We start from the raw sequence: 20,897 nt of genomic DNA on the forward strand, positions 1-20,897 counted from the left end.
CAAAGATCAACCCTATTTTCGGAAAGAGCCTCGCAAATTTTGTCGTTAGTGACGGGAAAACATAAATTAATCTTGCCCCTTAAGAATAAGTTGCCTATTTTCGTAGTTAACGGATCCGTTAATGTGAATCATTCTTTTATGTTATGATTTTAAAAGGAATTTTATGAAAAGCCTCTCCTATAAGCGGATCTATAAATCACAAGAATACCTGGCAACGTTGGGCACAATTGAATACCGATCATTGTTTGGTAGTTACAGCCTGACCGTTGACGACACGGTGTTTGCGATGGTTTCTGATGGTGAGTTGTATCTTCGGGCTTGTGAGCAAAGTGCACAGTACTGTGTAAAACATCCGCCTGTCTGGCTGACATATAAAAAGTGTGGCCGATCCGTTACCCTCAATTACTATCGGGTTGATGAAAGTCTATGGCGAAATCAACTGAAGCTGGTGCGTCTGTCGAAATATTCTCTCGATGCAGCGCTGAAAGAGAAAAGCACGCGCAATACCCGGGAAAGACTGAAAGATTTGCCCAATATGTCTTTTCATCTGGAAGCGATACTCGGGGAGGTGGGGATTAAGGATGTACGGGCGTTACGTATACTTGGGGCAAAAATGTGTTGGTTGCGACTGCGGCAGCAAAACAGTCTGGTGACAGAAAAGATTCTGTTTATGCTTGAAGGGGCCATTATCGGCATTCATGAAGCTGCGCTCCCGGTGGCACGCCGCCAGGAGCTTGCAGAATGGGCTGACTCTCTTACGCCGAAACAGGAGTTTCCTGCGGAACTTGAGTAATCTGGCGTTGCAGACGACCAATCTCTGGCAGTAATGCAATCAATAACCCGACTTGTTGTACGACCAGAGGTTCTTTGCTGTCTGCCCGTGGTTCAAGTTGCTGCATCCGCTGTTTCAGGTCAGCTAATGCCTGATTGACGCGTTCTTCATCAGCAGGTTGATGATGTAGCGCGTCATCAACATAGCAAACTGCGTCATCAAGAAACGCCAGAATTTCAGGATTAGTTAACTGCTCCCGGTGAGCACCGAGGGCTGAGATATAGCTGGTAAACGTATGGTTAAGGCACAGCAACCGAAACGCGGCCTCGCGAATTTGCGGGGTAACGTTCGGCTCGCTGGACATATTTGATACCACCGACGCCAGTTCAGCATCACGGTTGTGTGCATCGCGGCGGGCAATACGATACGCCAGACGGTTATCACGCCCCTGATGGTATTGCTCCAGTATGGCATCGAGATAGCGACAGTTGGCCTCGGTGGCACGTTCGAGCATGCGCGGCAGATTGCGAAACTTCCAGTCAGGCCAGATGTAGCTCACCGCCGCCCACGCAATGGCACAACCAATCAGCGTATCGATTACGCGAGGTAACGCCACTTCGAAACCTTCACCCAGCAAGTTAAAACAAAGTAGCACCAAAAGTGTGATGAACATCGTTGCATGGGCATATTGCACGTTACGGAAGGCAAAAAAGAGCACGCCGGTAATAACCAGCAGCACCAGCTGCCCTTCCAGTGACGGCACAAACCACAGCACAGGAATGCCAATGGCGATACCTACCAGCGTACCAATAATCCTTAACTTCAGGCGGTGGCGCGTGGCGTTATAGTTTGGCTGGCAGACAAACAAACTTGTCAGCAAGATCCAATACCCGTGATGCATTCCGGTTATCTGAATGATGGCGTAGCCGAAGCACAACACCAGCGACATTCTTACCGCATGACGGAAGAGGGCGGATTCCGGTGTGAAGTGACGGCTAAGACGCAGCCAGATATCACTCAATCCGTGCGGGCTGTCATCAGCGAGCTCATTTTCGTCATTATTATGGGGCAGTGCCTGGGCCTGTTCTGATTCAATTGTTGCCAGTTGGGCATCAATAGCGCGTAAATTGTTCAGCAAAAATCCCAGTGTTTTGAGTAAATCGGCAGGCGCGCCGTTATCGCGCATCCGCTCTAGCGCAGCATCAATATGCGTAAAAGCGCGCTCAAAATGCGGATCATGTTGATAAGGCTGACGCAGCAAAATACAGCGTGACAGTTGCTGGCACGCCTGGCCCTGCATCGACATCAGTCGCTGAAAACGGAACAGCACGTCGCTGTGGCGAAAATGTTCACGCAATGTTTGATACTGAATATGAGAAGAGCTGGCACGCTCGTGAATATCCTGCGCGACAAAGTAATAATGCAGCGTGCGACGCGTTCCCCGTTGACCACGATCGCCACGTAAGCGGGTCAGCAGCGAGAGTTTCGTCTGATTCAATGTCGCCATCAGCTGACCGTTGGCGAGAGCCAAATCGTACAGCGGTGCCTGGCTTTCATCTTCAATATCAGGATCAAACATGCGTGACTTGAGCTCAAGGTAACGCGCCAGTTGTTCATAGCAACGCGCCAGGTTGTCCTGCAGCGGGCGGACCGGGAACAGTAGATGACCAATAAGTGTCAGGACGTTGTACCAGACGGCACCGGCCAGCAGATACATCGGCTGCTGATACCAGTGCTCATACAGTGACGTCCCCAACATAGTGTAAATGGCGATCAGTAACGCACCGAAGGCAATTGTTGCATAGCGTTGACCCAGACCGCCGAGCAAAATGAAGCCGCTGGTAGAGAGCGTTAAACCAATTGCAAATAGCCAGGGCCAGGGAAACAGCAATTCTACTGAGGCCGAGGCGATAAAAAAGCAGAACAGCGTAATGATGAGGTTACGCAAACGTCCCGCCAGCCGGTCATCGAGATCTGTCAGCGCCGCTGCCACCATCCCCAGCGTCAGCGGAATCGTCAGTTTTACATCACCCAGCCACCACGGAAACGCTGTGGTTCCACAAAGCGCAATAAAAATACGCGCGTAATACAGCCAGGCGCTGTTCCAGGTATAGCGTTTGAGCAAAGGACTTAGCATAAAGGCCATATTAGTGGATTATTCAAAACGACGACGTGCATTGGCTTCACGCGCAGCTTGCGCTGTTTCTACCGATACCACGCGACGACCGACCGGCCATAGTGCAATAGCGGCAATTTTAAAGTTCGCAATGCCGACAGGAATGCCAATGATGGAAATACATTGTGCGATGCCCGTTGCAATGTGCATCAGGCATAACCACCAGCCAAAGAAAATCAGCCAGAAAATATTCAATACCGTACCGCCAGTATTCAGCAGCACATTTTTGCCAGCCGGGTTCAGTTCATCGACATGAATAGCTTCATTGCCATAAGGCACCAGAGACAGTTTAGTGATCTCCCAGCAGGATCGTGTCAGCGGTAAGGTAAAAATTAGCACAATACTGACCAGAGTCGCCAACAGCCAGCCCAGAGTGGTGGCAAATCCGCCAAGCACAAAGTTCAGAATGTTCAAAACGGTACGCATAAAACCTCGCTTTACTGTGGTTTTCAGTAATGGGCGGCAATTGTAACGTTTTTTTGGGCTGGAGCACGTTTTCTCTGACGGTTACACTGATAAGAAATCATTTCGTGTGGATCTACAGAGTCATGGAACTGAAAGCGACAACGCTTGGAAAACGTCTGGCACAGCACCCTTACGATCGGGCGGTGATCCTCAATGCCGGGATTAAAGTCTCCGGCGATCGCCACGAATACCTTATTCCTTTCAATCAATTACTGGCAATTCACTGTAAGCGCGGTCTGGTATGGGGCGAGCTGGAATTTGTACTGCCGGACGAAAAAGTGGTGCGTCTGCACGGCACCGAATGGGGCGAGACGCAGCGTTTTTACCATCATCTTGATGCTCACTGGCGGCGGTGGAGTGCGGAGATGAGCGAAATTGCGGCAGGTGTTTTACAGCAGCAACTGGATTTGATTGCCACGCGCACCGGAGAAAATAAATGGCTGACGCGTGAGCAAACTTCTGGCGTGCAGCAACAAATCCGCCAGGCTTTGTTGGCGTTGCCGTTGCCGGTCAACCGACTGGAAGAATTCGATAACTGCCGTGAGGCGTGGCGTAAATGTCAGGCCTGGTTAAAAGATATTGAAGGCGCTCGGTTGCAGCATAATCAGGCGTATACCGAAGCTATGCTTACCGAGTATGCGGATTTTTTCCGTCAGGTTGAGTCTTCACCGCTGAATCCGGCGCAGGCCCGGGCAGTCGTTAACGGCGAGCATTCTCTGTTAGTGCTGGCCGGTGCAGGAAGCGGAAAAACGTCGGTGCTGGTGGCCCGTGCAGGCTGGTTGCTGGCGCGAGGTGACGCCGCTCCTGAACAAATTTTATTGCTGGCTTTTGGTCGCAAAGCTGCTGAAGAGATGGATGAGCGTATTCGCGAACGGCTACATACCGAAGACATTACCGCGCGCACGTTTCATGCGCTGGCGCTGCATATTATTCAGCAGGGCAGCAAAAAAGTGCCGACAGTCAGCAAACTAGAAAATGATACCGCTGCCCGTCATGAACTCTTTATTGCTGAGTGGCGTAAGCAATGCAGCGAAAAGAAAGCGCAGGCGAAGGGCTGGCGGCAATGGCTGACGGAAGAAATGCAGTGGTCAGTGCCAGAAGGTAACTTCTGGGATGATGAGAAATTACAGCGTCGTCTTGCTTCTCGCCTCGATCGCTGGGTAAGTCTGATGCGAATGCACGGCGGTGCACAGGCAGAAATGATTGCCAGTGCGCCCGAAGAGATTCGCGATCTATTCAGTAAACGTATCAAGTTGATGGCCCCGTTATTAAAAGCCTGGAAAGGTGCGCTGAAGGCAGAAAACGCTGTCGATTTTTCCGGCCTTATTCACCAGGCGATTGTGATTCTGGAGAAAGGTCGCTTTATCAGCCCGTGGAAGCATATTCTGGTTGATGAATTTCAGGATATCTCGCCGCAGCGTGCAGCGTTGTTAGCGGCATTACGCAAGCAAAACAGTCAAACGACGTTGTTCGCCGTTGGCGATGACTGGCAGGCGATTTACCGTTTCAGCGGTGCGCAAATGTCGCTCACCACCGCTTTCCATGAAAACTTTGGTGAAGGCGATCGCTGTGATTTAGACACGACTTACCGTTTTAACAGTCGTATCGGTGAGGTGGCAAACCGTTTTATTCAGCAGAACCCTGGCCAGCTGAAAAAGCCGCTAAACAGCTTAACCAATGGAGACAAAAAAGCCGTCACGTTATTGGATGAGAGTCAACTTGATGCTTTGCTGGATAAGCTCTCTGGTTATGCCAAACCGGAAGAGCGCATTCTGATCCTGGCGCGTTACCATCACATGAGGCCTGCCAGCCTGGAAAAAGCGGCAACACGCTGGCCGAAGTTGCAAATCGATTTTATGACCATTCATGCCAGCAAAGGGCAACAGGCGGATTACGTCATCATCGTTGGCTTGCAGGAGGGGAGTGATGGTTTTCCGGCTGCGGCGCGGGAGTCGATTATGGAAGAGGCGCTACTACCCCCGGTTGAGGATTTTCCGGACGCTGAAGAACGGCGGTTAATGTACGTGGCGCTGACCCGGGCACGCCATCGGGTATGGGCATTGTTTAACAAAGAGAATCCCTCTCCCTTTGTCGAAATACTGAAAAATCTGGATGTGCCGGTGGCGAGAAAACCGTAGGAAACAGGTGGCGTTTGCCACCTGTGTAATATTACTTCAGACGGTCCGCGAGATAACGCTGATAATCGGGGATCAGAATATCGACCGCGTCGTTGAAATGCGGTGACTGGATAATGAAGTCTGCCGTTGCCACGTTGGTGGCAACCGGAATGTTCCATACCGTCGCCAGACGCAGCAAGGCTTTCACGTCAGGATCGTGCGGCACGGCATTTAGTGGGTCCCAGAAGAAAATCAATACATCAATTTTACCTTCTGAGATCAATGCGCCAACCTGCTGGTCCCCCCCCATTGGGCCACTCAACATCGCGTTGACGTTCATGCCGGTCGCGCGGGAAATTAAGTTACCGGTAGTGCCTGTTGCATACAGTACGTGTTGTTCCAGTAACGGTTGATGCCGTTCCACCCAGCTCATCAGCATTTGTTTGCAGTGATCGTGTGCCACCAGCGCAATATGTTTCCGCGCAGGTAAAGTACGTGTCGTCAGTTCCATAATGTACATCCGTAGTTAACTTTCCTACAGATTACTGTAAGCACTTATCGCTGCAAGAGAAAGACCGAAAAAGCCTGCGCACAGGCACAAAAATCTCAGGAAGATGGTTGTTTTTCCGCCCATTGCAGAAAAGTATTTCGCGTTTGTGGGTCAGCCAGTTTAAACCAATACTTCAGCCGTTGTTCTGTGAGCACCTGAGACTGCGGTGGAATAGCATCCAGCTCGGAAACACCCGAAAGCAGCGTACTGTCATCTGCCATCATCGTGGCAAATTGCGGTAGTGAAGCGCGTTTCGCGGATTTGTTATAACGTTCAACCTCGACCTCATAATCAATCGTTTTTGCCGTTGAGGTAATGGCGAGAATATCCAGCTTTACCGGAATCGGCGTCGCATCGCCATCCAACAATTCAAGGCGCGGCGCGGCATCAAAATGGTTAGCTTCCCGCTCATTCTCCAGGCGAGGCAGGCGAAAATTGACCTGGTTGATGAGCTGGGTATTAAAACTGACCACTAGTGGTGGGGAGATATACAGCCGTTCTTCACTATTGGAAAGATGAATCGTCTTCTCAACGCGAAACACTAACTGATGTGGTCCATTATCCAGTTCAATGCTGTCCGCACCGCGCAGCAGAGAGCTGGAAACCTTCTTGCCGTCGAGTACCAGAAGATCGACATCGGTTGAAAGCCGCAGCGTGGTGGCAAAAACGGATACCGGCAAACATAATGCAATCAAGGTGGTCACGATGCCGGTTTTCATAGGTAGCTCCTGTCAAAAGACCGCCCGAATAATAATGTGTCAAAATTTTTCTTTAATCATACTTACTAACATATAGACATAATTCCCGCTTTTGCTCTCATTCATTCGTATTAGCTGCATGGTTGGCATGTCGGCTTTGTCGTACACTTTGTTAAACAGTCTGGAGGAAATAATGAAAGAAACCGATATTGCAGGCATTTTAACGTCCACTCACACCATCGCGCTGGTGGGGGCAAGCGACAAACCCGATCGTCCCAGCTATCGCGTGATGAAATATCTACTCGACCAGGGGTATCACGTCATTCCGGTTTCACCAAAAGTTGCCGGCAAAACGCTGCTGGGCCAGCAGGGGTATGGCACGCTGGCAGAAGTTCCGGAAAAAGTCGATATGGTCGATGTTTTCCGTAATTCAGAAGCGGCGTGGGGCGTGGCGCAGGAAGCGATCGCCATTGGCGCGAAAACCCTCTGGATGCAACTGGGGGTGATTAATGAGCAAGCGGCAGTACTGGCACGGGATGCCGGGTTAAATGTGGTGATGGATCGCTGCCCGGCTATTGAGATCCCTCGCCTGGGCCTGGCCAAATAAAAAATCCCCGGAAGGCCAAAACCTTCCGGGGATTTGTTCAGGGATTAGTTACGCAGACGCGGGGCCTGAAGTTGTTTGCGGATGGTCTGCGCCAGCTCATCCATGGATGGCTGTTCAGGATGTTCATCCTGCAATTCGCTACTTAGCTGGGCTTCAGCCAGGTAGGTATGAACCGGTAGGCCGTTATCGTCCTCCATCACCACGTGATACCACGGAGCGGCGCGAAGCTCGTCATTCACCGCCAGCTCATCAGGCGACGGTTCAGAGAGCGAATAAACCGGGTCGATATCCACGACCACTCCGAGATAACCTAACAGGGAATGGCGGACCTGCTGGCCGATACCGAATTTGCTGGCAATCATAGTCACCTCCCGGGAAATCTTTACCTTTGATATAAGGGTAAAATTCCACATTTCAAGTTACATGACGCGACAGGCAAACCCTTTCAGATATAGCCCTTCCGGGTAGGTAGCGATCACCGGATGATCGGCTGCCTGACGGAACTGCTCTATAAATTGTACATCACGACCGGCATCAATTGCGGCATCCGCGATGATTTTCTGAAATAAATCGCTGGTCATCAGACCGGAACAGGAGAAAGTCAGGAGAACTCCGCCTTCATTCAGCAACTGAATCGCCAGCATGTTGATGTCTTTATAGCCACGACACGCGCCCATCAACTGGCTTTTATTCTCAACAAACTTCGGCGGGTCCATCACGATAACGTCAAATTTTTCACCGCGATCGCGATAAGTACGCAGCAATTTAAAGACATCATCACGGACAAACTCAGCCTTGCTCAGATCCAGTTTGTTCAGCTCAACATTCTGCCGTGCAATATCCAGCGCTTCCTGGGAGGTATCAACGCTGACAACCTGGCTGCAACCGCCCATCAATGCCGATACGGCGAAACCACCGGTATAGGAAAAACAGTTCAGTACGCGTTTATTTTCAACGTAGCGGCGGGTAGCCAGGCGGCTATCACGCTGGTCCAGGTAGTAACCCGTTTTGTGCCCGTGCTGAATGTCCACCAGCAGCTTCATGCCGTGTTCTTCAATCGGCAGCAGGGCAGGCGGCAACTCGCCGGTGATGGGGCCTTGGGTCAGCTCCATCCCTTCTTTTTTACGTACAGCGACATCGCTGCGATCGTAAATCGCACATTCCGGGTAGAGCGTTTGCAGGGCGCTAATTAATGCCGCACGCTGGTATTCCGCGCCAGCGCTTAGCAGCTGCAGTACCAGAAAATTACCGAAACGATCGATAGTAATACCCGGCAGGCCATCAGATTCTCCGGCGATTAAACGATAGCTGTCGAGGCCATCTTTTTGCGCCAGCCAGTCACGCCATTTTTGTGCTTGTTGCAAACGGCGGGTAAAAAAAGCAATGTCAATGGATTCAGAGGGGTCAAACGTCCAGACGCGCGCCCGGATTTGCGAAGCTGGCGAATAAGCGCCGCGTGCTAACCATTTTCCCTGATGATCAACAATATCGATGGTTTCACCGAGGTTGGCTTTACCTTCCATGCGGGCAACGGCCCCGGAAAAGACCCACGGATGGCGACGAAGTAATGATTTTTCGCGCCCTTTGGCTAACACTAAACGTACACTCATAATTTACTTTTCTGTCGATGCAAAGAAATGGGCGTCATTGTCCGGAGTTTTCCATGGATTTGCAACGCGTCCATTAAGGATAAGGAGAGCAGCAATGTCGAAAGTCTGCATAATTGCCTGGGTTTACGGGCGAGTTCAGGGCGTAGGATTTCGCTATACCACGCAGTACGAAGCGAAAAAACTCGGGTTAAGCGGCTACGCCAAAAATCTTGACGATGGCAGCGTGGAAGTGGTTGCCTGCGGTGAAGAAGGGCAGTTGGAAAAATTAATGCAGTGGTTAAAGAGTGGCGGCCCGCGTTCTGCACGTGTGGAACGGGTGCTCAGCGAGCCGCATCATCCCTCGGGGGAATTAACCGATTTTCGTATTCGTTAGATACATTTTACCGGTTTTGGCAGGCCAGCAATTTTGGTGGCTTGCTTAGCCGGACCTTTCGGAAACAGTCGGTATAGATAGCGGCTGTTACCTTTTTCTTCGCCAAATTTATTCGCCATCGCTTTTACCAGCATACGAATCGCCGGAGAAGTATTGAATTCCAGATAGAAATCACGCACAAAACGCACCACTTCCCAGTGTTCTGGTGACAGCGTAATCCCTTCGTTCTCTGCAATCACCACTGCCAGCGGCTCACTCCACTGGCTGCTTTCTTTGAGATAGCCTTCGGTATCCGTTTCTATCTCTTTACCTTCGAAGATCAGCATAATTATTACTACCTTAATCAGACTGGCGGCAGTGTAACAAAAAACAAAGCCCCGCATAAAGCGAGGCTCAGAAAGAGATAGCGGGCGAGATTAATCGCGGCTGGCGAAGCCCAGAATGCTCAACAGGCTAACGAAGATGTTGTACAGCGAAACATACAGGCTAACCGTGGCACGAATATAGTTCGTTTCACCGCCGTGGATGATGTTGCTGGTTTCAAACAAAATAGCGCCAGAGGAGATCAGAATGAATACCGCGCTGATCGCCAGATGCAGAGCAGGCAGTTGCAGGAAGATATTAGCAACCATACCAATCAGCACCACCACAATACCCGCCATCAGCATACCGCCAAGGAACGACATATCTTTGCGGGTGGTCAGCACATACGCAGAGCAGCAGAAGAACACTAACGCCGTTCCGCCCAGTGCCATAGCGATTACGTCACCCATTCCGGCAGACAGATAGGTATTCAGAATTGGTCCGAGGATATAACCCAGAAAACCGGTAAAGGCGAATGCGGAGATAATTCCGGTCGGCTTATTCGCCGTTTTATAGGTCAGGAACATCAAACCATACATACCCACCAGCGTCAGAATCAGACCCGGAGATGGCAGCATCAGCACCGTACTGGCAGTTGCGGTAATCGCCGAAAAGGCCAGCGTCAGGCTCAGCAGAAAATAGGTATTACGCAGCACCTTATGGGTGCTAAGCAGCGATGTACGGTCATGTGAAGAACTAACAATACGATCCATTGAGTCACTCTCTATGACAGATGTAATTAATTAAGCAGCATAATGATAATGCGTAAGGGCACCCAGAAGTTTTACCCATCTTTACGCATTTGATCTGGAACAGGTTTAACAGCAGATTTTCAGGTCATTAAGCAATGATATAACGCCCTGAGAATTTCGACAGGCAAAAGAAAAAGGGGTTAGCATTTAGCTCACCCCTTATCTTATCTGGCGGAAGCGCAGAGATTCAAACTCTGGAACCTTTTCGGGTCGCCGGTTTTCAATGTTGAAAAGTTAATCAAATTAAGTGCCAAAAGAAATCAATATGTTAGGTGATTTTTGATAGTTAGTATACCAAGTCTTTTTGCCAGAAAACTTTCTGGATTGTCTACTTACTAACCACGAGCGGCAAATCCAGTGTTGGTGTGATTTTTTTACGATCGTAAATCAACACCTGATTTACTGTTTTATGTCCACTGAAAATTTGTTTGTCGCGACGACTTCCTTCGTAATCCGGGATACCTTTCACCTTTATGTCGTGGAAATTGCATCCAAAAGGGGGGTGTTGCTGACTGATATTACGACGGTTTCTCACAGAGATGTACACATACTAACTGTTGATGTTAATATTTTGCCATGATATTGCTACAAAATTGCAATGTATCGTTCAAGATATTATAACTATCATTTGTTGCATTTATTATACCAACATCTCTTGTTGGCCTTCCTTCTGTTGAATATTCTATCCAGAATGAACCGGTGTATTTTGACATTTTGTATGTTGCGAATTCTTTTGCATTAATTGGTAGTTTAGTTCCATTTAGATCCATTATATAACCACTTTTCTGCATAGTCTTGGAAAGACAATTGATTATTTCGTTTGTCGATATTCTGCTGTCGATATGAGGATAATCCACAATTACCCCCATACAGAGGATACTTAAAGACGTTATAAAAATCTTTTTTATCATAATGTCTGGTTTGGTGATCTTTTAGATGTAATGTCTGCTGTGGAGATATCTATACCTCTTATGTTCTTTTATTTCAATAGATAGTTGAACACTCATTGTGCTAATGAATGAAGTTGTTTAATAGGGCGGATTATCTAAATCACATAATATTGATTAATGTTGGTATTAGATAAAAAAATATCACTAACTTTGTTTTTGTTGAATTTGTTTTTAATAAACGTTAGCGTGGATTACGTAGCTGGAATATGCATGCTATTGAAAAGAAAATTATTGATAATTTAGCTCTAATGGTCAGAGCGAGCAGCTCATAACCGCAAGGTCGCCGGTTCAAGCGCAACATGGACCATCATGCGCCGTTAGCTCAGCTGTATAGGGCAATTGCCTTCTAAGCAATCGGTCACTGGTTCGAATCCAGTATGGTGCACCATGCGGTGATCGTATAATGGTTATTACCTCAGCCTTCCAGGCTGATGATGCAGGTTCGATTCCCGCTGACCACTTTATAGAGGATTATTAGTACTGTATGTTGAGCACTTTTATGCGTTACCTTTCATCGGTGAAAATAAGCGTACAACAACTATTTATGCTGGCATTAGCGATGATAGTTATTGGTTCTTTCGGAGTGTGTTTATTTGTTTACTATATTTTTATCGATAATTGATATTTTTTTTGGGTATTAAAACAGAGTGGCGCAAACGAAAATATAAATTCGCTATAAAGACGGGGGTGAGTATTAAAAATAATAACTACTAAGTTAAAATCTTTAAAAGTGTTAAAAACATCACATTTAATTATGTTGGGTACTGGAGAATAACCCGTCGTTTTGTTAAAAATAATTTCGCATGATGAATCCCCCTGTGCGGAGGGGCAATCAGCAAGCAGGAATATGGATAATCGCGGATTCAGGTGCTGATACTGAACTCACCGGGTGACACCCGGCGCCATGCAGATGATGAAAGTGATGAGTATACCTGCCCCTCTCCGGAGGGGCTTTTTTATAGGCGAACGGATTTCAACCACAATTTATGAGGCTGCGCAACTGCGTGGCCTTTTTCGTTTTGCGGGCTGCGGTTCCCCTCTTTTGATTCTCCGTGTAACCGGAGATATTGCGAATACGTATGTGCTTAACGGTAACAGTGTGTATATACCTGCCCAGGTATTTACCATGAATCTGGTGATGCTGGGTAGTGCTGAACACCTGTACTTTAACGGTAACGAGCAAACACCAGTTTTCTCTGCGATCCTTTCGAGGATACAGACAGTGTCTGGAGCGGCAGAAATCCGGGGTATGGTGACGACAGTTACAGACCAGTCTGCATCGCAATCTGGATCAAAGTATTCAGGCTGAATGCGGGGACACCCGTGACGGTGTCGGTTTCAGGTAATGCAGTGACGGTTATCTGGATGTCGAAGGCGTAAACACGATGAAGATGCCACAACTACCGGCAAAACTGAGTGCCGGGTATCTTCATGCCCGTTCTGATATGTCCGGCAGTGATGATTTAACCGGGTTCAATGTGAAATACCGCTATGAATTTACGGACACGCTGGGGCTGGTGACGTCATTCAGCTATGCAGGAGACAGGAATCGCCTGCTTACCCGTTACAGTTATACCCGCTGGCATGAAGACTCCGTGCGTAACTGCTAATTCAGCATGATGGCGGGTGTGGCTTACAGCCGTGTTTCCACCTTCTCCGGGGATTCGTAATTAGCTTGCTAAGCATGCGATGTCAGGCTGATTAGTGAAGTGATGTTGTTCGCATTTTGTCAGGGAGGGGGTATTGAGACTTTTTTGGAGAGTAGAGATCTGGTGTGGTTGTAAAAATTGTTGTTGGCATTGAGAGCTGAAAATATACCAGGCTCTAAAAAACTAAGGGGTTACCATTTGGTAACCCCTTATCTTATTTGGCGGAAGCGCAGAGATTCGAACTCTGGAACCCTTTCGGGTCGCCGGTTTTCAAGACCGAAGAAAAATAAAGAAAAATCAGTATAATACGCAAAATAGCCGAAAAGTTAATCAGACTTAACACCAAGAAAAATCAAGATGTTAGGGAGTTATTCAGAGTTAATATACCAGGTCTTTTGCCAGAAAATTTTCTGGATTGTCTACTTACTGACCACAAGCGGCAAATCCAGTGTTGGCGTGATTTTGGTTTTACGATCGTAAATCAACACCTGATTTTCTGTTTTGTGTCCACTGAAAATTTGTTTGTCGCGACTGCTGCCTTCGTAATCTGAAATTCCTTTGGCTTTTATGTCATGGAAGTTGCACCCAAACGGAACACCGGCTTTTTGCTCGGCTGCACGTTTAGCCTGATTCCACCAGTTGTTCAGCGTTTTAGCTATGACCTTCCCGCCTTTGGTTGTGTTGATCACATACTCGCATGTGCCGGAAGATACATTTCGGGCTAACTGGATCGCCGTACGTAATCGTGGAGACCATTCCTTGATTTGTTTGGTGCCGGTCTTGTTTTGCTCAATGTAAATCCCTTTGTCCATAATATCCTGCCATTTCAGCTCGAGCACATCACCGAGCCTTGCCGCACAGAGATAGGATATCTCCATTGCAATACGTAACTGTGGAATTGCTTCCGCATATATCGCAGCATACTGTTCATCGGTGATGTAAACAGTACGGGCTTTAAGCGTGAATTTTCTGACTCCTTTGCATGGATTATTTTTCACATACCCACGCTCATATCCCCATCCGTATACGCGACTCAGACTTGCCAGTTCATGGTTTGCCTGGGTCTTGCTCTCAAGCCCCCGCTTATCCATGAAAATTCTTACCTGCTCAATTTTTACATTATCAGCAAGCATTTTCCCGAATACCGCCAGTAATGCCCTTTGATGTTGCCGATAATCTTTTTGGGTTCGGGGGGCCAGTTCTGTAAATGCAGGGGAGTCCATAAACATGTGCCATAATTTAGCTACGGTCATTATGTCGTGGAGTTTTGCCTTTTCCAGTTCATAATTTTGCCAGACTTTAGCCACGCTGGTTTCCCGCACTCTTCCTAGCTTTATCGTCCTTGTGCTTCCTTTGGGCTTCCATACGTAACTGTAACCATTCGATCTAACGCGCGGTGGCAGTACATTATCTTTTTTGTCTTTTCTTGGTCTTCCCATTATTCAGTGCCTCAAAATCGGGTTCAGCAGAAACCAGTTCAGATACTTTTGACATTGCTGTTAGTCCACGTGGAATATCACAGCGTAGAACTATCGGCTCGTTTTTAGGCCCGATTAAAAATGGGATGCCGTGCAGTCTTAACTGGTGTTGCTGTCTTGTGTATCGCTTGTATTTCGTGATCTCTTGAATCTCTGCTGGCGATAGAGTTAATTCATACATGTGGTCACATGCCTTACAGCATGACCGCCGCCAATATAATTCGGAGGCGGCGATCAGGGTTGAACATTAAAAATCAGCCTGACTCGGGATCAGTTTTTGTATTGTAGCTGTAACGTATTTTGCCTGGTGACGGGCGTCATCCAGTGCATTGTGGTGCACGCCTTCGAATGGAATAACGGTTCTGGCATCAAAGTCGATTGTTTTTCCCAGCTCAACGATTGTGCGTACATCGCGATCGTTGTGGTAGCGCCACGGGCAGGGGATGTCCAGACGTTCGTATGAGGTGCGCAAAATTGCGTTATCGAAAGTTGCACCATTACCCCATACCTGAACGAATTTTTCATCTGAGTATTCGTTGATGAACTCCCGAAACCGCGAAAGGGCATCCTTCAGTTTTACCTGGTCTGTTAAAATGGCAGCTCTGGCTTCACTGGACTGCTTCAGCCACCATTCGATGGTTCCACCGTCAGGAACAGCCCCTGTATTCATTGCGTCAGTCAGACTGATAACGATATAAAATACTGGCCCGATTTCCCCTGTTTGTGGGTCGAAGAAAACCGCACCAATAACCACGATGGGCGCATTGGTGTTGGTTCCCATTGTTTCAAGGTCGATCATCAGGTGGTACCACACTCTGCTGGTGGATGTGATAACGTGATGACCGTTCACCGCAATTAAGGGATCTGCCGTCTCGCCAGTTTCATTATCGCTGGCGTGGTCCTGAGCGCTGCCAGCATTCTCCTTGTGTGGATGTTCAGCGCCTTCCATTTCCTCCGGATCATTTTCCTGAACTTCAACCTGATTCTCTTCATCGAATGTTTCCTGGTATGTTGCGTCGCCCATCACCGCACCACAATCAGGGCAGTTGCCGCCGCCGGTCTGACCGCAGGCGGTGCAGACTTTTTCCGCTTCCTGTTGCGCTACTGGCTCAGGTTGTTTCGTTTCTGGCTCGTTTTGTAACGCATTTGGGCTGTTTTGTTCCGCGTTCTGGTCGTTCTGTTCCGTTTCTTGCTGGTTCTGATTCACAGAATCGCGGGTTTCAATCCCCTTCACCCATTTCGGATCATTCGGGTCGCTAATCCCTGCAACAAATTCACTACGTGATACAGCAAGCAACTTATCGGCGTCAGGCTGGCTGATATTGGCTGCCTGCATAATTTTGTTTACTTCGTCAGCGGTAACTTTTACCGGCTCCGGTTGTGCGATCGTGTCAGATGCACCAGTATTTTGTTGTGAACCTGAGTATGTACCGTTTTTGCGGGCAAAATATTCTTCTTTCGTGATTTCAGTAGCCCCTGCAGCCAGCGCCTTATTCAGACCAGAAAGTTTGTTTGCACGACCGTATTTTTCGCCATCCTTGTCGGTGAAGAGGAAGTAGAACGGCCCCTCACGCTCTACAGATGATTCGACTTCCACTTTGCATTCGGTTTTTTCGTTGTCGTGAATTGCCGTTTCCACTGCGTCAGTTTCTGGTACTGGCGACGAGAGAGTATTAGCTGTGCCCTGATTTGTTCCTTCGTCATCTTCAAACACGCCCTTTGTAGTCAGGTATTCAGTGATGTATTTGTTCAGTGCCACGGGATCTTTGTGAATGTCGATCGGGCGTTCACGGACAAGGCCAAAAATAGTCTGGCGGCTGTAGCGAAGCGCATCAGGTTGTTTGCGCATTGATGCGGAGATGCGCTTCCAGTCTTCGCGATCTCTGGCGATAACTTCATTTTTAGCCCAGCGAAGGATGCTGCCGTCAATGTTTCCGGCATCCGCATCACCAGGCCAGAGATAGTAGGCCAGCTCCCTGTCCAGGGTTTTCCATGTCTGCTTGTATTCGCGATGAATGGCGGCAGTTACAGGAGGGATTTTTTCTGCTGGGTTTTCAGTGTGCTGTCGGTTGGCTTTGGCGCGGGCAAGATCAACAACAGACGTGTATTTTCCAGTCTCTTTGCGCTCTGCGTCCTGCCGTTTTTTCCAGTTACGTAATTCAACCTGAATTTCGGGCCATTTGGTACCCGGCTTACATTTGTGTTTAACCCATCCGATAGCGAACAGTTTGCGTTCCGGATACATAGCGTTAATTTCAGGCGTTTTCATCAGTGCTTCAACGATATGCCCGTCAAAGGTAGCCACGTCTTCTTGCAGTAATTCCTGCGCGTCAATCGCCATATCAACGGTGATGTTTTCACATGTACCGAACTTAACCAGGACCGCGTTCTGTACTTCAAGGGACAGCTTGTCAAAATTGACGTTAATAGGATCGGATTCTGGTTCGACCGGAATAAAGGAAGCGGATTCCTCATCCCAGTGGTTTTCCTGCATATATTCGGTATCCCAGGAGTCGATAGCAGGGCGGGGCATGCCGGGTTTATCTTCGCAGACAAGAAATTTATAAGCGCAGTCCTGAGCAGCAGGATATTGCTCCAGGAATTGCCAGGTAAATTTGGCACGGGCGCGGCGTTCATCACCGGCTTCAATGGCAGTGGCTACAGCAACTGCGCCCTCTTCTTTTATTGCCTGTTCGTCCGGAATGGCGGCGCAAATAAAGACTTTACTCATTTTGTTTTAACCTCATTACAGATTTAAGGGTGAACAAATCCCTGCCATTGCTGGCATATAAAAATGAAACCGGATATTAATTACGGTGCTGTTTTAAAGTCCTGCCGGTATTTCGTTATTATTAGTGTGAGTAGTTTTATCTACCGGATAACAGTTACCGGGAATTTTTTGTTCTGCTGCTGCAGCCATGCATTCTTTCATTGAACCGTATAAGCCAGTCACCAGCTCAAGAGATTCGCCGGAAACAAGATAAACTGTCAGAACGAGTGCAAATGTTGTATTCATTGTTTATATCCTTTTTGCAGCAGGTCCAGACGAGCCAGCATTGAAGGAATGCATACTTCATTTAACAGGTCCTGCTCGAGTTTTCTCTGCTTAATGGCGTCTTCAATAAATGTTTTGTCTCCAGTGATAACGCCAATTTCGAAACGAAGTTCAGACGTGATGGCATTACATGATAACTTTTCCATTATCGCGTCCTCAACAATGAATTTTGTGATGCGGTGCCTGGTGCCTCCAGGTGACGTTAACCAGTTAACAATTAACGCCGGATACAGAGAATCCACCCATAACACTGTTTTTGGTTTTAACTGTTCCGCGTGCGCTGAGCCGCATTCACCGCATCACAAAATTCACTTTTAAAAAAGGGCGGCAGAGCAGTCACGGAGTAAAACTGATACCGCCAAATGTCACCAGAATATTGATAACAGAGGGCGTTGTAGCGGGGTTGTCACTTAAGCGTATGGTCAACCTGACAACCCGGTGTCCTCAACGGGGAAAGGCGTCCCTCCCACCCCCGCCATACTTACCGCCGCGCCATTTCGCGGGTCGCCACAACCGGAAGCGCACGGTCGAATTAAATTTAACGACACCGTGCAGTGAGACGAACTTCGCCGTGCGCTTTCGTGTTGTGTGCCTGCTTTTAACCACGTCAGGCGAGGTGGTTTCCGTCATTCCCCAACGACAGGAAATCTGTATAATCTGGGTATCCCCAACGATCCAAGGAAATCATATGACAGAGCAAAGAGCACAAGCAGGTGATGGTGTATGGACCGGGATGATATTCTTGACAGAATTTTTTATGGCTATTTTCTTGAGCAACTGTTTTCTGTAGCGACTGGTCGTCTCGATAAACTTCTCTCAGTAGTGAGTATTATCCTCGGTTCATCTGTCATTGGCGGATTCATTCCGGAAATTTCTGGCGTTTTTATTGTTGTGATCGCAACCGTCCAAACGATTTATGGATTCGGATAAAAGTCAGGTAATACCATGAGAAAATCCGCAGAATATTTGCAGCTTTTTGATGATGCAGAAAAATATTCTGATTCGGAATTGAAAATTCAGTTAAAAACTCTGGAAAAAACAGATAATCATATTTGGTCATCACTTAAAGATATTGCGATCTTAAAAACACAGATCAAAATAGGCGTCTCCATCGAACAACAAGAGAAGTTGCCCACAAAATCCAAATTGATGCGATTTCTTTGTGGTTAGGAATATCCAGATTGTTAAAGAGCATGCCGGAGGTTTATCCGTGTCCGGCGCACGCACTTCATCTGCGGAGAACTACTTGAGCTCATTGGTCAGTAGTTTTCAATCACTCGCGAAACGTTTAATGCCGCGCTTTTTGCCAGAGTGGTAATATCCTGCTCCGCTGACACCAGTTCTTTAGAGAGGCGCTCTTTGTAGTCAGCGGCCTGCTTCAGGTCATTAATGGCGCGTATCTTTCCGCACATCCATTCGTAAATTTCATCCTCGGTATAGTCTGGTGCGATGATGACGGGTTCTCGTTTCTGCATACTGATTCCTCGCGGTGCCGCTTCGCTTATCAGTCGTTAGATTTTGCCGAACTGGAAAGCGCCTGTTTAAACTCACTGAAGCTGAGAGCTTCTTCGCCTTCGGCAAGGCCTTCGAAGTATTCTTCGTAAGCCTTTTCCATGATTGCGTCGAAATCCATATCACTCACCTGAATTTCTTTCCAGCCAGCGACGCGCGCCAGCTTCGGTTTTAAACGTTTTGCTTCTGGTATACGTCATCGCGGTGAACGTGCCGTCCTGGTTGGGAAACACGCCGTACACCAGAGATTCGTTGTTGCCAAGATCGATAGTATCCATGCTGACCTCATTTCCCCTTAACGCCGGGGTAGCGGAACAAAAACCTGCTGCATAGTTATTAAAGTTGAACCCTGCCGTCATGTTCTTACGCCTCGGGCTGGCTACTTAACCCCTGACCACTGCCGGGTAACTCTAGGTATTGCCCTGCGTTCTGTGGGGCGGGGTGGGTTGGCATGTATATAATGTACTTTATGTTCAGTGTTGTAAAGTACTTTGAGTACATTTTATGTGTAAAAAAATGAGATGGGAAAAAGTGAAGCACAAACCCGGAGGGGGACGCTACCGGATTTATGCTGGTTTAAGAGGCTTTTTGTTTTTTCTTTCGTGCTAACTCTTCGTAAATTGCATTGTACTTTTGTTTTTTCTCCTCAAGAGTTTTTAAAAGTTCATCTGTCTCACTGTCAGGGAGCTCGTCCAGAAGATCAATGATGATTTTTTGTCTTGGATTTAACTCCTGATAGAAACGTACCTGTCCACTTTCTTCTGTATCCTCTCCCAAAAGATAGGTTGGTGTTGTTCCAATGAGTGTTGCTAATTCCCTTAATTTCTCTCGGCGAGGAATTGTTTCGCCATTAAACCATTTGCTAACCGCTTTTGGTGTTAATTTCATTCGACGGGCAATTTCTGCCTGCCTTCCATGTTGTTCATAACCAGCGTTTTCACAGGCTAGCGCAAGCCTACTGGCGAACTCTTTACGCGCTTTATCTTCATGAACCATAAGTTCAATGATATTCGCTCTTGAATGTACTGTCAGTTCTGTTATAGCATGTACTCAAAGTTCACATTGTGAGGGTGATATGAACCAGAAAACACTTGAAGATGTAATCAAAACTGTTCGCGTTTCTGTTGTGGCCGACGTTTGTGGTGTCAGCCAAAGAGCAATCTACAAATGGATGGATAACGGAAAATTGCCTCGCACTGAATATACCGGCGAAACAAATTATGCTGAAAAAATCGCTCATGCATCAAACGGATTATTTTCTGCCGATGCAATTTTAACTATTGGCAGAAATAAAACTACTACGAAAAAGCTGTTGGGAGTTGATTCATGAAAATCAAGCATGAGCACATCCGCATGGCGATGAATGCCTGGTCGCATCCGGACGGCGAAAAAGTTCCGGCAGCTGAAATAACCCGGGCTTATTTTGAACTGGGTATGACGTTTCCGGAACTGTACGACGATTCACACCCAGAAGCCCTGGCTCGCAATACTCAGAAGATTTTCCGCTGGGTGGAGAAAGACACCCCTGATGCGGTTAAAAAAATTCAGGCGTTGTTACCAGCGATCGAAAAAGCAATGCCACCTCTGCTGGTGGCCCGAATGCGCAGCCACAGTTCAACCTGGTTTCGGGAGCTGGTGGAGACGCGGGAACGACTGGTGAGAGACGCTGATGATTTTGTCGCAGTGGCGATCGCTGGTTTCAATCAGATGAATCGTGGTGGTCCGGCGGGAAATGCCGTGGTGATGCACTAAAAGCACGGTGTTCGGAGT

The 20,897-nt window shown here is 47.8% G+C and carries 27 protein-coding genes, 2 tRNA genes and 3 pseudogenes; 12 read left to right on the top strand and 20 right to left on the bottom strand.

Features of this window, described 5'->3' with window-relative positions; all coding sequences use genetic code 11:
* Nucleotides 1-163: 163 nt before the first annotated feature.
* Nucleotides 164-793, top strand: a complete 630-nt coding sequence (gene sxy / locus QUE74_RS05575; RefSeq protein WP_000839153.1) for a CRP-S regulon transcriptional coactivator Sxy — start codon at nucleotides 164-166, stop codon at nucleotides 791-793.
* On the opposite strand, the gene yccS is transcribed toward sxy, so the two are convergent.
* Nucleotides 756-2,918, bottom strand: coding sequence for a YccS family putative transporter (yccS, locus tag QUE74_RS05580; protein WP_000875038.1), 2,163 nt, complete (start codon nucleotides 2,916-2,918; stop codon nucleotides 756-758). The two genes, sxy and yccS, sit on opposite strands and share 38 nt — an antisense overlap.
* A 9-nt stretch (nucleotides 2,919-2,927) precedes the next feature.
* Entirely contained in the window at nucleotides 2,928-3,374 is a 447-nt protein-coding gene (locus QUE74_RS05585; RefSeq protein ID WP_001261235.1) for a YccF domain-containing protein, read from the bottom strand.
* A gap of 122 nt (nucleotides 3,375-3,496) precedes the next feature.
* Here QUE74_RS05585 and helD point away from each other — a divergent pair, with 122 nt between their 5' ends.
* Nucleotides 3,497-5,551, top strand: a complete 2,055-nt coding sequence (gene helD, locus QUE74_RS05590) for a DNA helicase IV (protein WP_001354890.1) — start codon at nucleotides 3,497-3,499, stop codon at nucleotides 5,549-5,551.
* Nucleotides 5,552-5,582: 31 nt separating this feature from the next.
* Here the strand turns inward: helD and mgsA are convergent, their stop codons facing one another.
* Both mgsA and QUE74_RS05600 read right to left on the bottom strand, forming a co-directional pair.
* Nucleotides 5,583-6,041, bottom strand: coding sequence for a methylglyoxal synthase (mgsA, locus tag QUE74_RS05595; protein ID WP_000424181.1), 459 nt, complete (start codon nucleotides 6,039-6,041; stop codon nucleotides 5,583-5,585).
* A gap of 95 nt (nucleotides 6,042-6,136) precedes the next feature.
* Entirely contained in the window at nucleotides 6,137-6,799 is a 663-nt protein-coding gene (locus QUE74_RS05600) for a DUF2057 family protein (protein WP_000847791.1), read from the bottom strand.
* Between the two features lie 172 nt (nucleotides 6,800-6,971).
* Here QUE74_RS05600 and QUE74_RS05605 point away from each other — a divergent pair, with 172 nt between their 5' ends.
* Nucleotides 6,972-7,385, top strand: coding sequence for a CoA-binding protein (locus QUE74_RS05605; protein WP_000665218.1), 414 nt, complete (start codon nucleotides 6,972-6,974; stop codon nucleotides 7,383-7,385).
* Nucleotides 7,386-7,429: 44 nt separating this feature from the next.
* Here QUE74_RS05605 and hspQ read toward each other — a convergent pair whose 3' ends face one another.
* Together hspQ and rlmI are read right to left on the bottom strand one after the other, a co-directional pair.
* Nucleotides 7,430-7,747, bottom strand: a complete 318-nt coding sequence (gene hspQ, locus QUE74_RS05610) for a heat shock protein HspQ (RefSeq protein WP_001295356.1) — start codon at nucleotides 7,745-7,747, stop codon at nucleotides 7,430-7,432.
* Nucleotides 7,748-7,804: 57 nt separating this feature from the next.
* The gene (rlmI, locus tag QUE74_RS05615) at nucleotides 7,805-8,995 is read right to left on the bottom strand and encodes a 23S rRNA (cytosine(1962)-C(5))-methyltransferase RlmI (protein ID WP_000116273.1); all 1,191 of its coding nucleotides are present in this window, start codon (nucleotides 8,993-8,995) and stop codon (nucleotides 7,805-7,807) included.
* A 94-nt stretch (nucleotides 8,996-9,089) separates the two neighbouring features.
* On the opposite strand from rlmI, the gene yccX reads away from it, so the two are divergent.
* Nucleotides 9,090-9,368 carry an acylphosphatase gene (gene yccX, locus QUE74_RS05620; protein WP_000048227.1) on the top strand — a complete coding sequence of 93 codons (279 nt, stop codon included), beginning with the start codon at nucleotides 9,090-9,092 and terminating at the stop codon, nucleotides 9,366-9,368.
* On the opposite strand, the gene tusE is transcribed toward yccX, so the two are convergent.
* The 4 genes and pseudogenes from tusE to QUE74_RS05640 all read right to left on the bottom strand — a co-directional run bounded on the left by tusE (nucleotide 9,365) and on the right by QUE74_RS05640 (nucleotide 11,340).
* Nucleotides 9,365-9,694, bottom strand: a complete 330-nt coding sequence (gene tusE, locus QUE74_RS05625; RefSeq protein ID WP_000904443.1) for a sulfurtransferase TusE — start codon at nucleotides 9,692-9,694, stop codon at nucleotides 9,365-9,367. The two genes, yccX and tusE, sit on opposite strands and share 4 nt — an antisense overlap.
* 90 nt (nucleotides 9,695-9,784) lie before the next feature.
* Nucleotides 9,785-10,444, bottom strand: a complete 660-nt coding sequence (yccA, locus tag QUE74_RS05630) for an FtsH protease modulator YccA (RefSeq protein ID WP_000375136.1) — start codon at nucleotides 10,442-10,444, stop codon at nucleotides 9,785-9,787.
* A 367-nt stretch (nucleotides 10,445-10,811) separates the two neighbouring features.
* Nucleotides 10,812-10,982, bottom strand: a pseudogene (locus QUE74_RS05635) (integrase); the annotation flags it as partial.
* A gap of 64 nt (nucleotides 10,983-11,046) precedes the next feature.
* Nucleotides 11,047-11,340 (bottom strand): hypothetical protein, encoded by a 294-nt coding sequence (locus QUE74_RS05640; protein ID WP_024166241.1) that lies wholly within the window; start codon nucleotides 11,338-11,340, stop codon nucleotides 11,047-11,049.
* 404 nt (nucleotides 11,341-11,744) lie between these two features.
* Here QUE74_RS05640 and QUE74_RS05645 point away from each other — a divergent pair.
* Nucleotides 11,745-11,821 (top strand) — tRNA-Arg (locus QUE74_RS05645).
* Between the two features lies 1 nt (nucleotide 11,822).
* Nucleotides 11,823-11,894: transfer RNA gene (locus QUE74_RS05650), tRNA-Gly, on the top strand.
* Between the two features lie 327 nt (nucleotides 11,895-12,221).
* On the opposite strand, the pseudogene QUE74_RS05655 reads toward QUE74_RS05650, so the two are convergent.
* A pseudogene (locus QUE74_RS05655) lies at nucleotides 12,222-12,343 on the bottom strand (hypothetical protein); the annotation flags it as partial.
* Here QUE74_RS05655 and QUE74_RS05660 point away from each other — a divergent pair.
* Nucleotides 12,344-12,742, top strand: coding sequence for a hypothetical protein (locus tag QUE74_RS05660; protein ID WP_157945130.1), 399 nt, complete (start codon nucleotides 12,344-12,346; stop codon nucleotides 12,740-12,742).
* A 97-nt stretch (nucleotides 12,743-12,839) separates the two neighbouring features.
* A pseudogene (locus tag QUE74_RS05665) lies at nucleotides 12,840-13,040 on the top strand (Ail/Lom family outer membrane beta-barrel protein); the annotation flags it as partial.
* Between the two features lie 461 nt (nucleotides 13,041-13,501).
* Here the strand turns inward: QUE74_RS05665 and QUE74_RS05670 are convergent.
* From QUE74_RS05670 to dicB, 5 genes are all read right to left on the bottom strand, one after another.
* Nucleotides 13,502-14,521, bottom strand: a complete 1,020-nt coding sequence (locus tag QUE74_RS05670; protein ID WP_001364438.1) for a tyrosine-type recombinase/integrase — start codon at nucleotides 14,519-14,521, stop codon at nucleotides 13,502-13,504.
* Nucleotides 14,490-14,741 (bottom strand): DUF4224 domain-containing protein, encoded by a 252-nt coding sequence (locus QUE74_RS05675; protein WP_000273162.1) that lies wholly within the window; start codon nucleotides 14,739-14,741, stop codon nucleotides 14,490-14,492. The genes QUE74_RS05670 and QUE74_RS05675 overlap by 32 nt, the downstream gene beginning before the upstream one ends.
* Nucleotides 14,742-14,807: 66 nt before the next feature.
* Nucleotides 14,808-17,291: a 3'-5' exonuclease gene (locus QUE74_RS05680; RefSeq protein ID WP_000048579.1), complete on the bottom strand. Its 2,484-nt coding sequence runs from the start codon at nucleotides 17,289-17,291 to the stop codon at nucleotides 14,808-14,810.
* Between the two features lie 93 nt (nucleotides 17,292-17,384).
* Nucleotides 17,385-17,576: a DUF1482 family protein gene (locus tag QUE74_RS05685; protein WP_001098307.1), complete on the bottom strand. Its 192-nt coding sequence runs from the start codon at nucleotides 17,574-17,576 to the stop codon at nucleotides 17,385-17,387.
* The gene (dicB, locus tag QUE74_RS05690; protein ID WP_000413703.1) at nucleotides 17,573-17,761 is read right to left on the bottom strand and encodes a cell division inhibition protein DicB; all 189 of its coding nucleotides are present in this window, start codon (nucleotides 17,759-17,761) and stop codon (nucleotides 17,573-17,575) included. The genes QUE74_RS05685 and dicB overlap by 4 nt, the downstream gene beginning before the upstream one ends.
* A gap of 577 nt (nucleotides 17,762-18,338) precedes the next feature.
* Between dicB and QUE74_RS05695 the strand changes: the two genes are divergently transcribed.
* Both QUE74_RS05695 and QUE74_RS05700 read left to right on the top strand, forming a co-directional pair.
* Nucleotides 18,339-18,545, top strand: coding sequence for a hypothetical protein (locus QUE74_RS05695; protein WP_000373328.1), 207 nt, complete (start codon nucleotides 18,339-18,341; stop codon nucleotides 18,543-18,545).
* Between the two features lie 15 nt (nucleotides 18,546-18,560).
* Entirely contained in the window at nucleotides 18,561-18,785 is a 225-nt protein-coding gene (locus QUE74_RS05700; protein WP_001231941.1) for a hypothetical protein, read from the top strand.
* A gap of 89 nt (nucleotides 18,786-18,874) precedes the next feature.
* On the opposite strand, the gene QUE74_RS05705 is transcribed toward QUE74_RS05700, so the two are convergent.
* The 4 genes from QUE74_RS05705 to QUE74_RS05720 form a co-directional block, all read right to left on the bottom strand.
* Nucleotides 18,875-19,090, bottom strand: a complete 216-nt coding sequence (locus QUE74_RS05705; protein ID WP_001171961.1) for a hypothetical protein — start codon at nucleotides 19,088-19,090, stop codon at nucleotides 18,875-18,877.
* 29 nt (nucleotides 19,091-19,119) lie between these two features.
* Nucleotides 19,120-19,248 (bottom strand): protein YdfB, encoded by a 129-nt coding sequence (gene ydfB, locus QUE74_RS05710; protein ID WP_000344891.1) that lies wholly within the window; start codon nucleotides 19,246-19,248, stop codon nucleotides 19,120-19,122.
* A 1-nt stretch (nucleotide 19,249) separates the two neighbouring features.
* Nucleotides 19,250-19,405 (bottom strand): DUF1391 family protein, encoded by a 156-nt coding sequence (locus QUE74_RS05715; protein ID WP_050866356.1) that lies wholly within the window; start codon nucleotides 19,403-19,405, stop codon nucleotides 19,250-19,252.
* Between the two features lie 298 nt (nucleotides 19,406-19,703).
* Entirely contained in the window at nucleotides 19,704-20,123 is a 420-nt protein-coding gene (locus QUE74_RS05720) for a helix-turn-helix domain-containing protein (protein WP_000233320.1), read from the bottom strand.
* Between the two features lie 79 nt (nucleotides 20,124-20,202).
* Between QUE74_RS05720 and QUE74_RS05725 the strand changes: the two genes are divergently transcribed.
* Nucleotides 20,203-20,457 carry a helix-turn-helix transcriptional regulator gene (locus QUE74_RS05725; protein ID WP_001072341.1) on the top strand — a complete coding sequence of 85 codons (255 nt, stop codon included), beginning with the start codon at nucleotides 20,203-20,205 and terminating at the stop codon, nucleotides 20,455-20,457.
* Complete coding sequence (locus tag QUE74_RS05730; protein WP_000693934.1) at nucleotides 20,454-20,879, top strand: toxin YdaT family protein; 426 nt, start codon at nucleotides 20,454-20,456, stop codon at nucleotides 20,877-20,879. Before QUE74_RS05725 ends, QUE74_RS05730 begins: the two co-directional genes overlap by 4 nt.
* Nucleotides 20,880-20,897: the final 18 nt, after the last annotated feature.

The organism is Escherichia sp. 10290 (genome assembly GCF_030295155.1).
In the GTDB taxonomy this organism is placed as follows: Bacteria; Pseudomonadota; Gammaproteobacteria; order Enterobacterales; family Enterobacteriaceae; genus Escherichia; species Escherichia coli_F.

Bases quoted from the DNA above. Each gene is read 5' to 3' on its own strand.
- mgsA (WP_000424181.1), bottom strand. From the start codon at position 6,041: ATGGAACTGACGACACGTACTTTACCTGCGCGGAAACATATTGCGCTG.
- QUE74_RS05675 (WP_000273162.1), bottom strand. From the start codon at position 14,741: ATGTATGAATTAACTCTATCGCCAGCAGAGATTCAAGAGATCACGAAA.
- sxy (WP_000839153.1), top strand. From the start codon at position 164: ATGAAAAGCCTCTCCTATAAGCGGATCTATAAATCACAAGAATACCTG.
- dicB (WP_000413703.1), bottom strand. From the start codon at position 17,761: ATGGAAAAGTTATCATGTAATGCCATCACGTCTGAACTTCGTTTCGAA.
- QUE74_RS05585 (WP_001261235.1), bottom strand. From the start codon at position 3,374: ATGCGTACCGTTTTGAACATTCTGAACTTTGTGCTTGGCGGATTTGCC.
- QUE74_RS05725 (WP_001072341.1), top strand. From the start codon at position 20,203: ATGAACCAGAAAACACTTGAAGATGTAATCAAAACTGTTCGCGTTTCT.
- QUE74_RS05605 (WP_000665218.1), top strand. From the start codon at position 6,972: ATGAAAGAAACCGATATTGCAGGCATTTTAACGTCCACTCACACCATC.
- QUE74_RS05705 (WP_001171961.1), bottom strand. From the start codon at position 19,090: ATGCAGAAACGAGAACCCGTCATCATCGCACCAGACTATACCGAGGAT.
- tusE (WP_000904443.1), bottom strand. From the start codon at position 9,694: ATGCTGATCTTCGAAGGTAAAGAGATAGAAACGGATACCGAAGGCTAT.
- QUE74_RS05680 (WP_000048579.1), bottom strand. From the start codon at position 17,291: ATGAGTAAAGTCTTTATTTGCGCCGCCATTCCGGACGAACAGGCAATA.
- QUE74_RS05695 (WP_000373328.1), top strand. From the start codon at position 18,339: ATGGACCGGGATGATATTCTTGACAGAATTTTTTATGGCTATTTTCTT.
- yccX (WP_000048227.1), top strand. From the start codon at position 9,090: ATGTCGAAAGTCTGCATAATTGCCTGGGTTTACGGGCGAGTTCAGGGC.
- QUE74_RS05670 (WP_001364438.1), bottom strand. From the start codon at position 14,521: ATGGGAAGACCAAGAAAAGACAAAAAAGATAATGTACTGCCACCGCGC.
- rlmI (WP_000116273.1), bottom strand. From the start codon at position 8,995: ATGAGTGTACGTTTAGTGTTAGCCAAAGGGCGCGAAAAATCATTACTT.
- helD (WP_001354890.1), top strand. From the start codon at position 3,497: ATGGAACTGAAAGCGACAACGCTTGGAAAACGTCTGGCACAGCACCCT.
- QUE74_RS05600 (WP_000847791.1), bottom strand. From the start codon at position 6,799: ATGAAAACCGGCATCGTGACCACCTTGATTGCATTATGTTTGCCGGTA.
- QUE74_RS05660 (WP_157945130.1), top strand. From the start codon at position 12,344: ATGATGAAAGTGATGAGTATACCTGCCCCTCTCCGGAGGGGCTTTTTT.
- hspQ (WP_001295356.1), bottom strand. From the start codon at position 7,747: ATGATTGCCAGCAAATTCGGTATCGGCCAGCAGGTCCGCCATTCCCTG.
- QUE74_RS05715 (WP_050866356.1), bottom strand. From the start codon at position 19,405: ATGGATACTATCGATCTTGGCAACAACGAATCTCTGGTGTACGGCGTG.
- QUE74_RS05720 (WP_000233320.1), bottom strand. From the start codon at position 20,123: ATGGTTCATGAAGATAAAGCGCGTAAAGAGTTCGCCAGTAGGCTTGCG.
- yccA (WP_000375136.1), bottom strand. From the start codon at position 10,444: ATGGATCGTATTGTTAGTTCTTCACATGACCGTACATCGCTGCTTAGC.
- QUE74_RS05700 (WP_001231941.1), top strand. From the start codon at position 18,561: ATGAGAAAATCCGCAGAATATTTGCAGCTTTTTGATGATGCAGAAAAA.
- QUE74_RS05685 (WP_001098307.1), bottom strand. From the start codon at position 17,576: ATGAATACAACATTTGCACTCGTTCTGACAGTTTATCTTGTTTCCGGC.
- ydfB (WP_000344891.1), bottom strand. From the start codon at position 19,248: ATGGATTTCGACGCAATCATGGAAAAGGCTTACGAAGAATACTTCGAA.
- QUE74_RS05730 (WP_000693934.1), top strand. From the start codon at position 20,454: ATGAAAATCAAGCATGAGCACATCCGCATGGCGATGAATGCCTGGTCG.
- yccS (WP_000875038.1), bottom strand. From the start codon at position 2,918: ATGGCCTTTATGCTAAGTCCTTTGCTCAAACGCTATACCTGGAACAGC.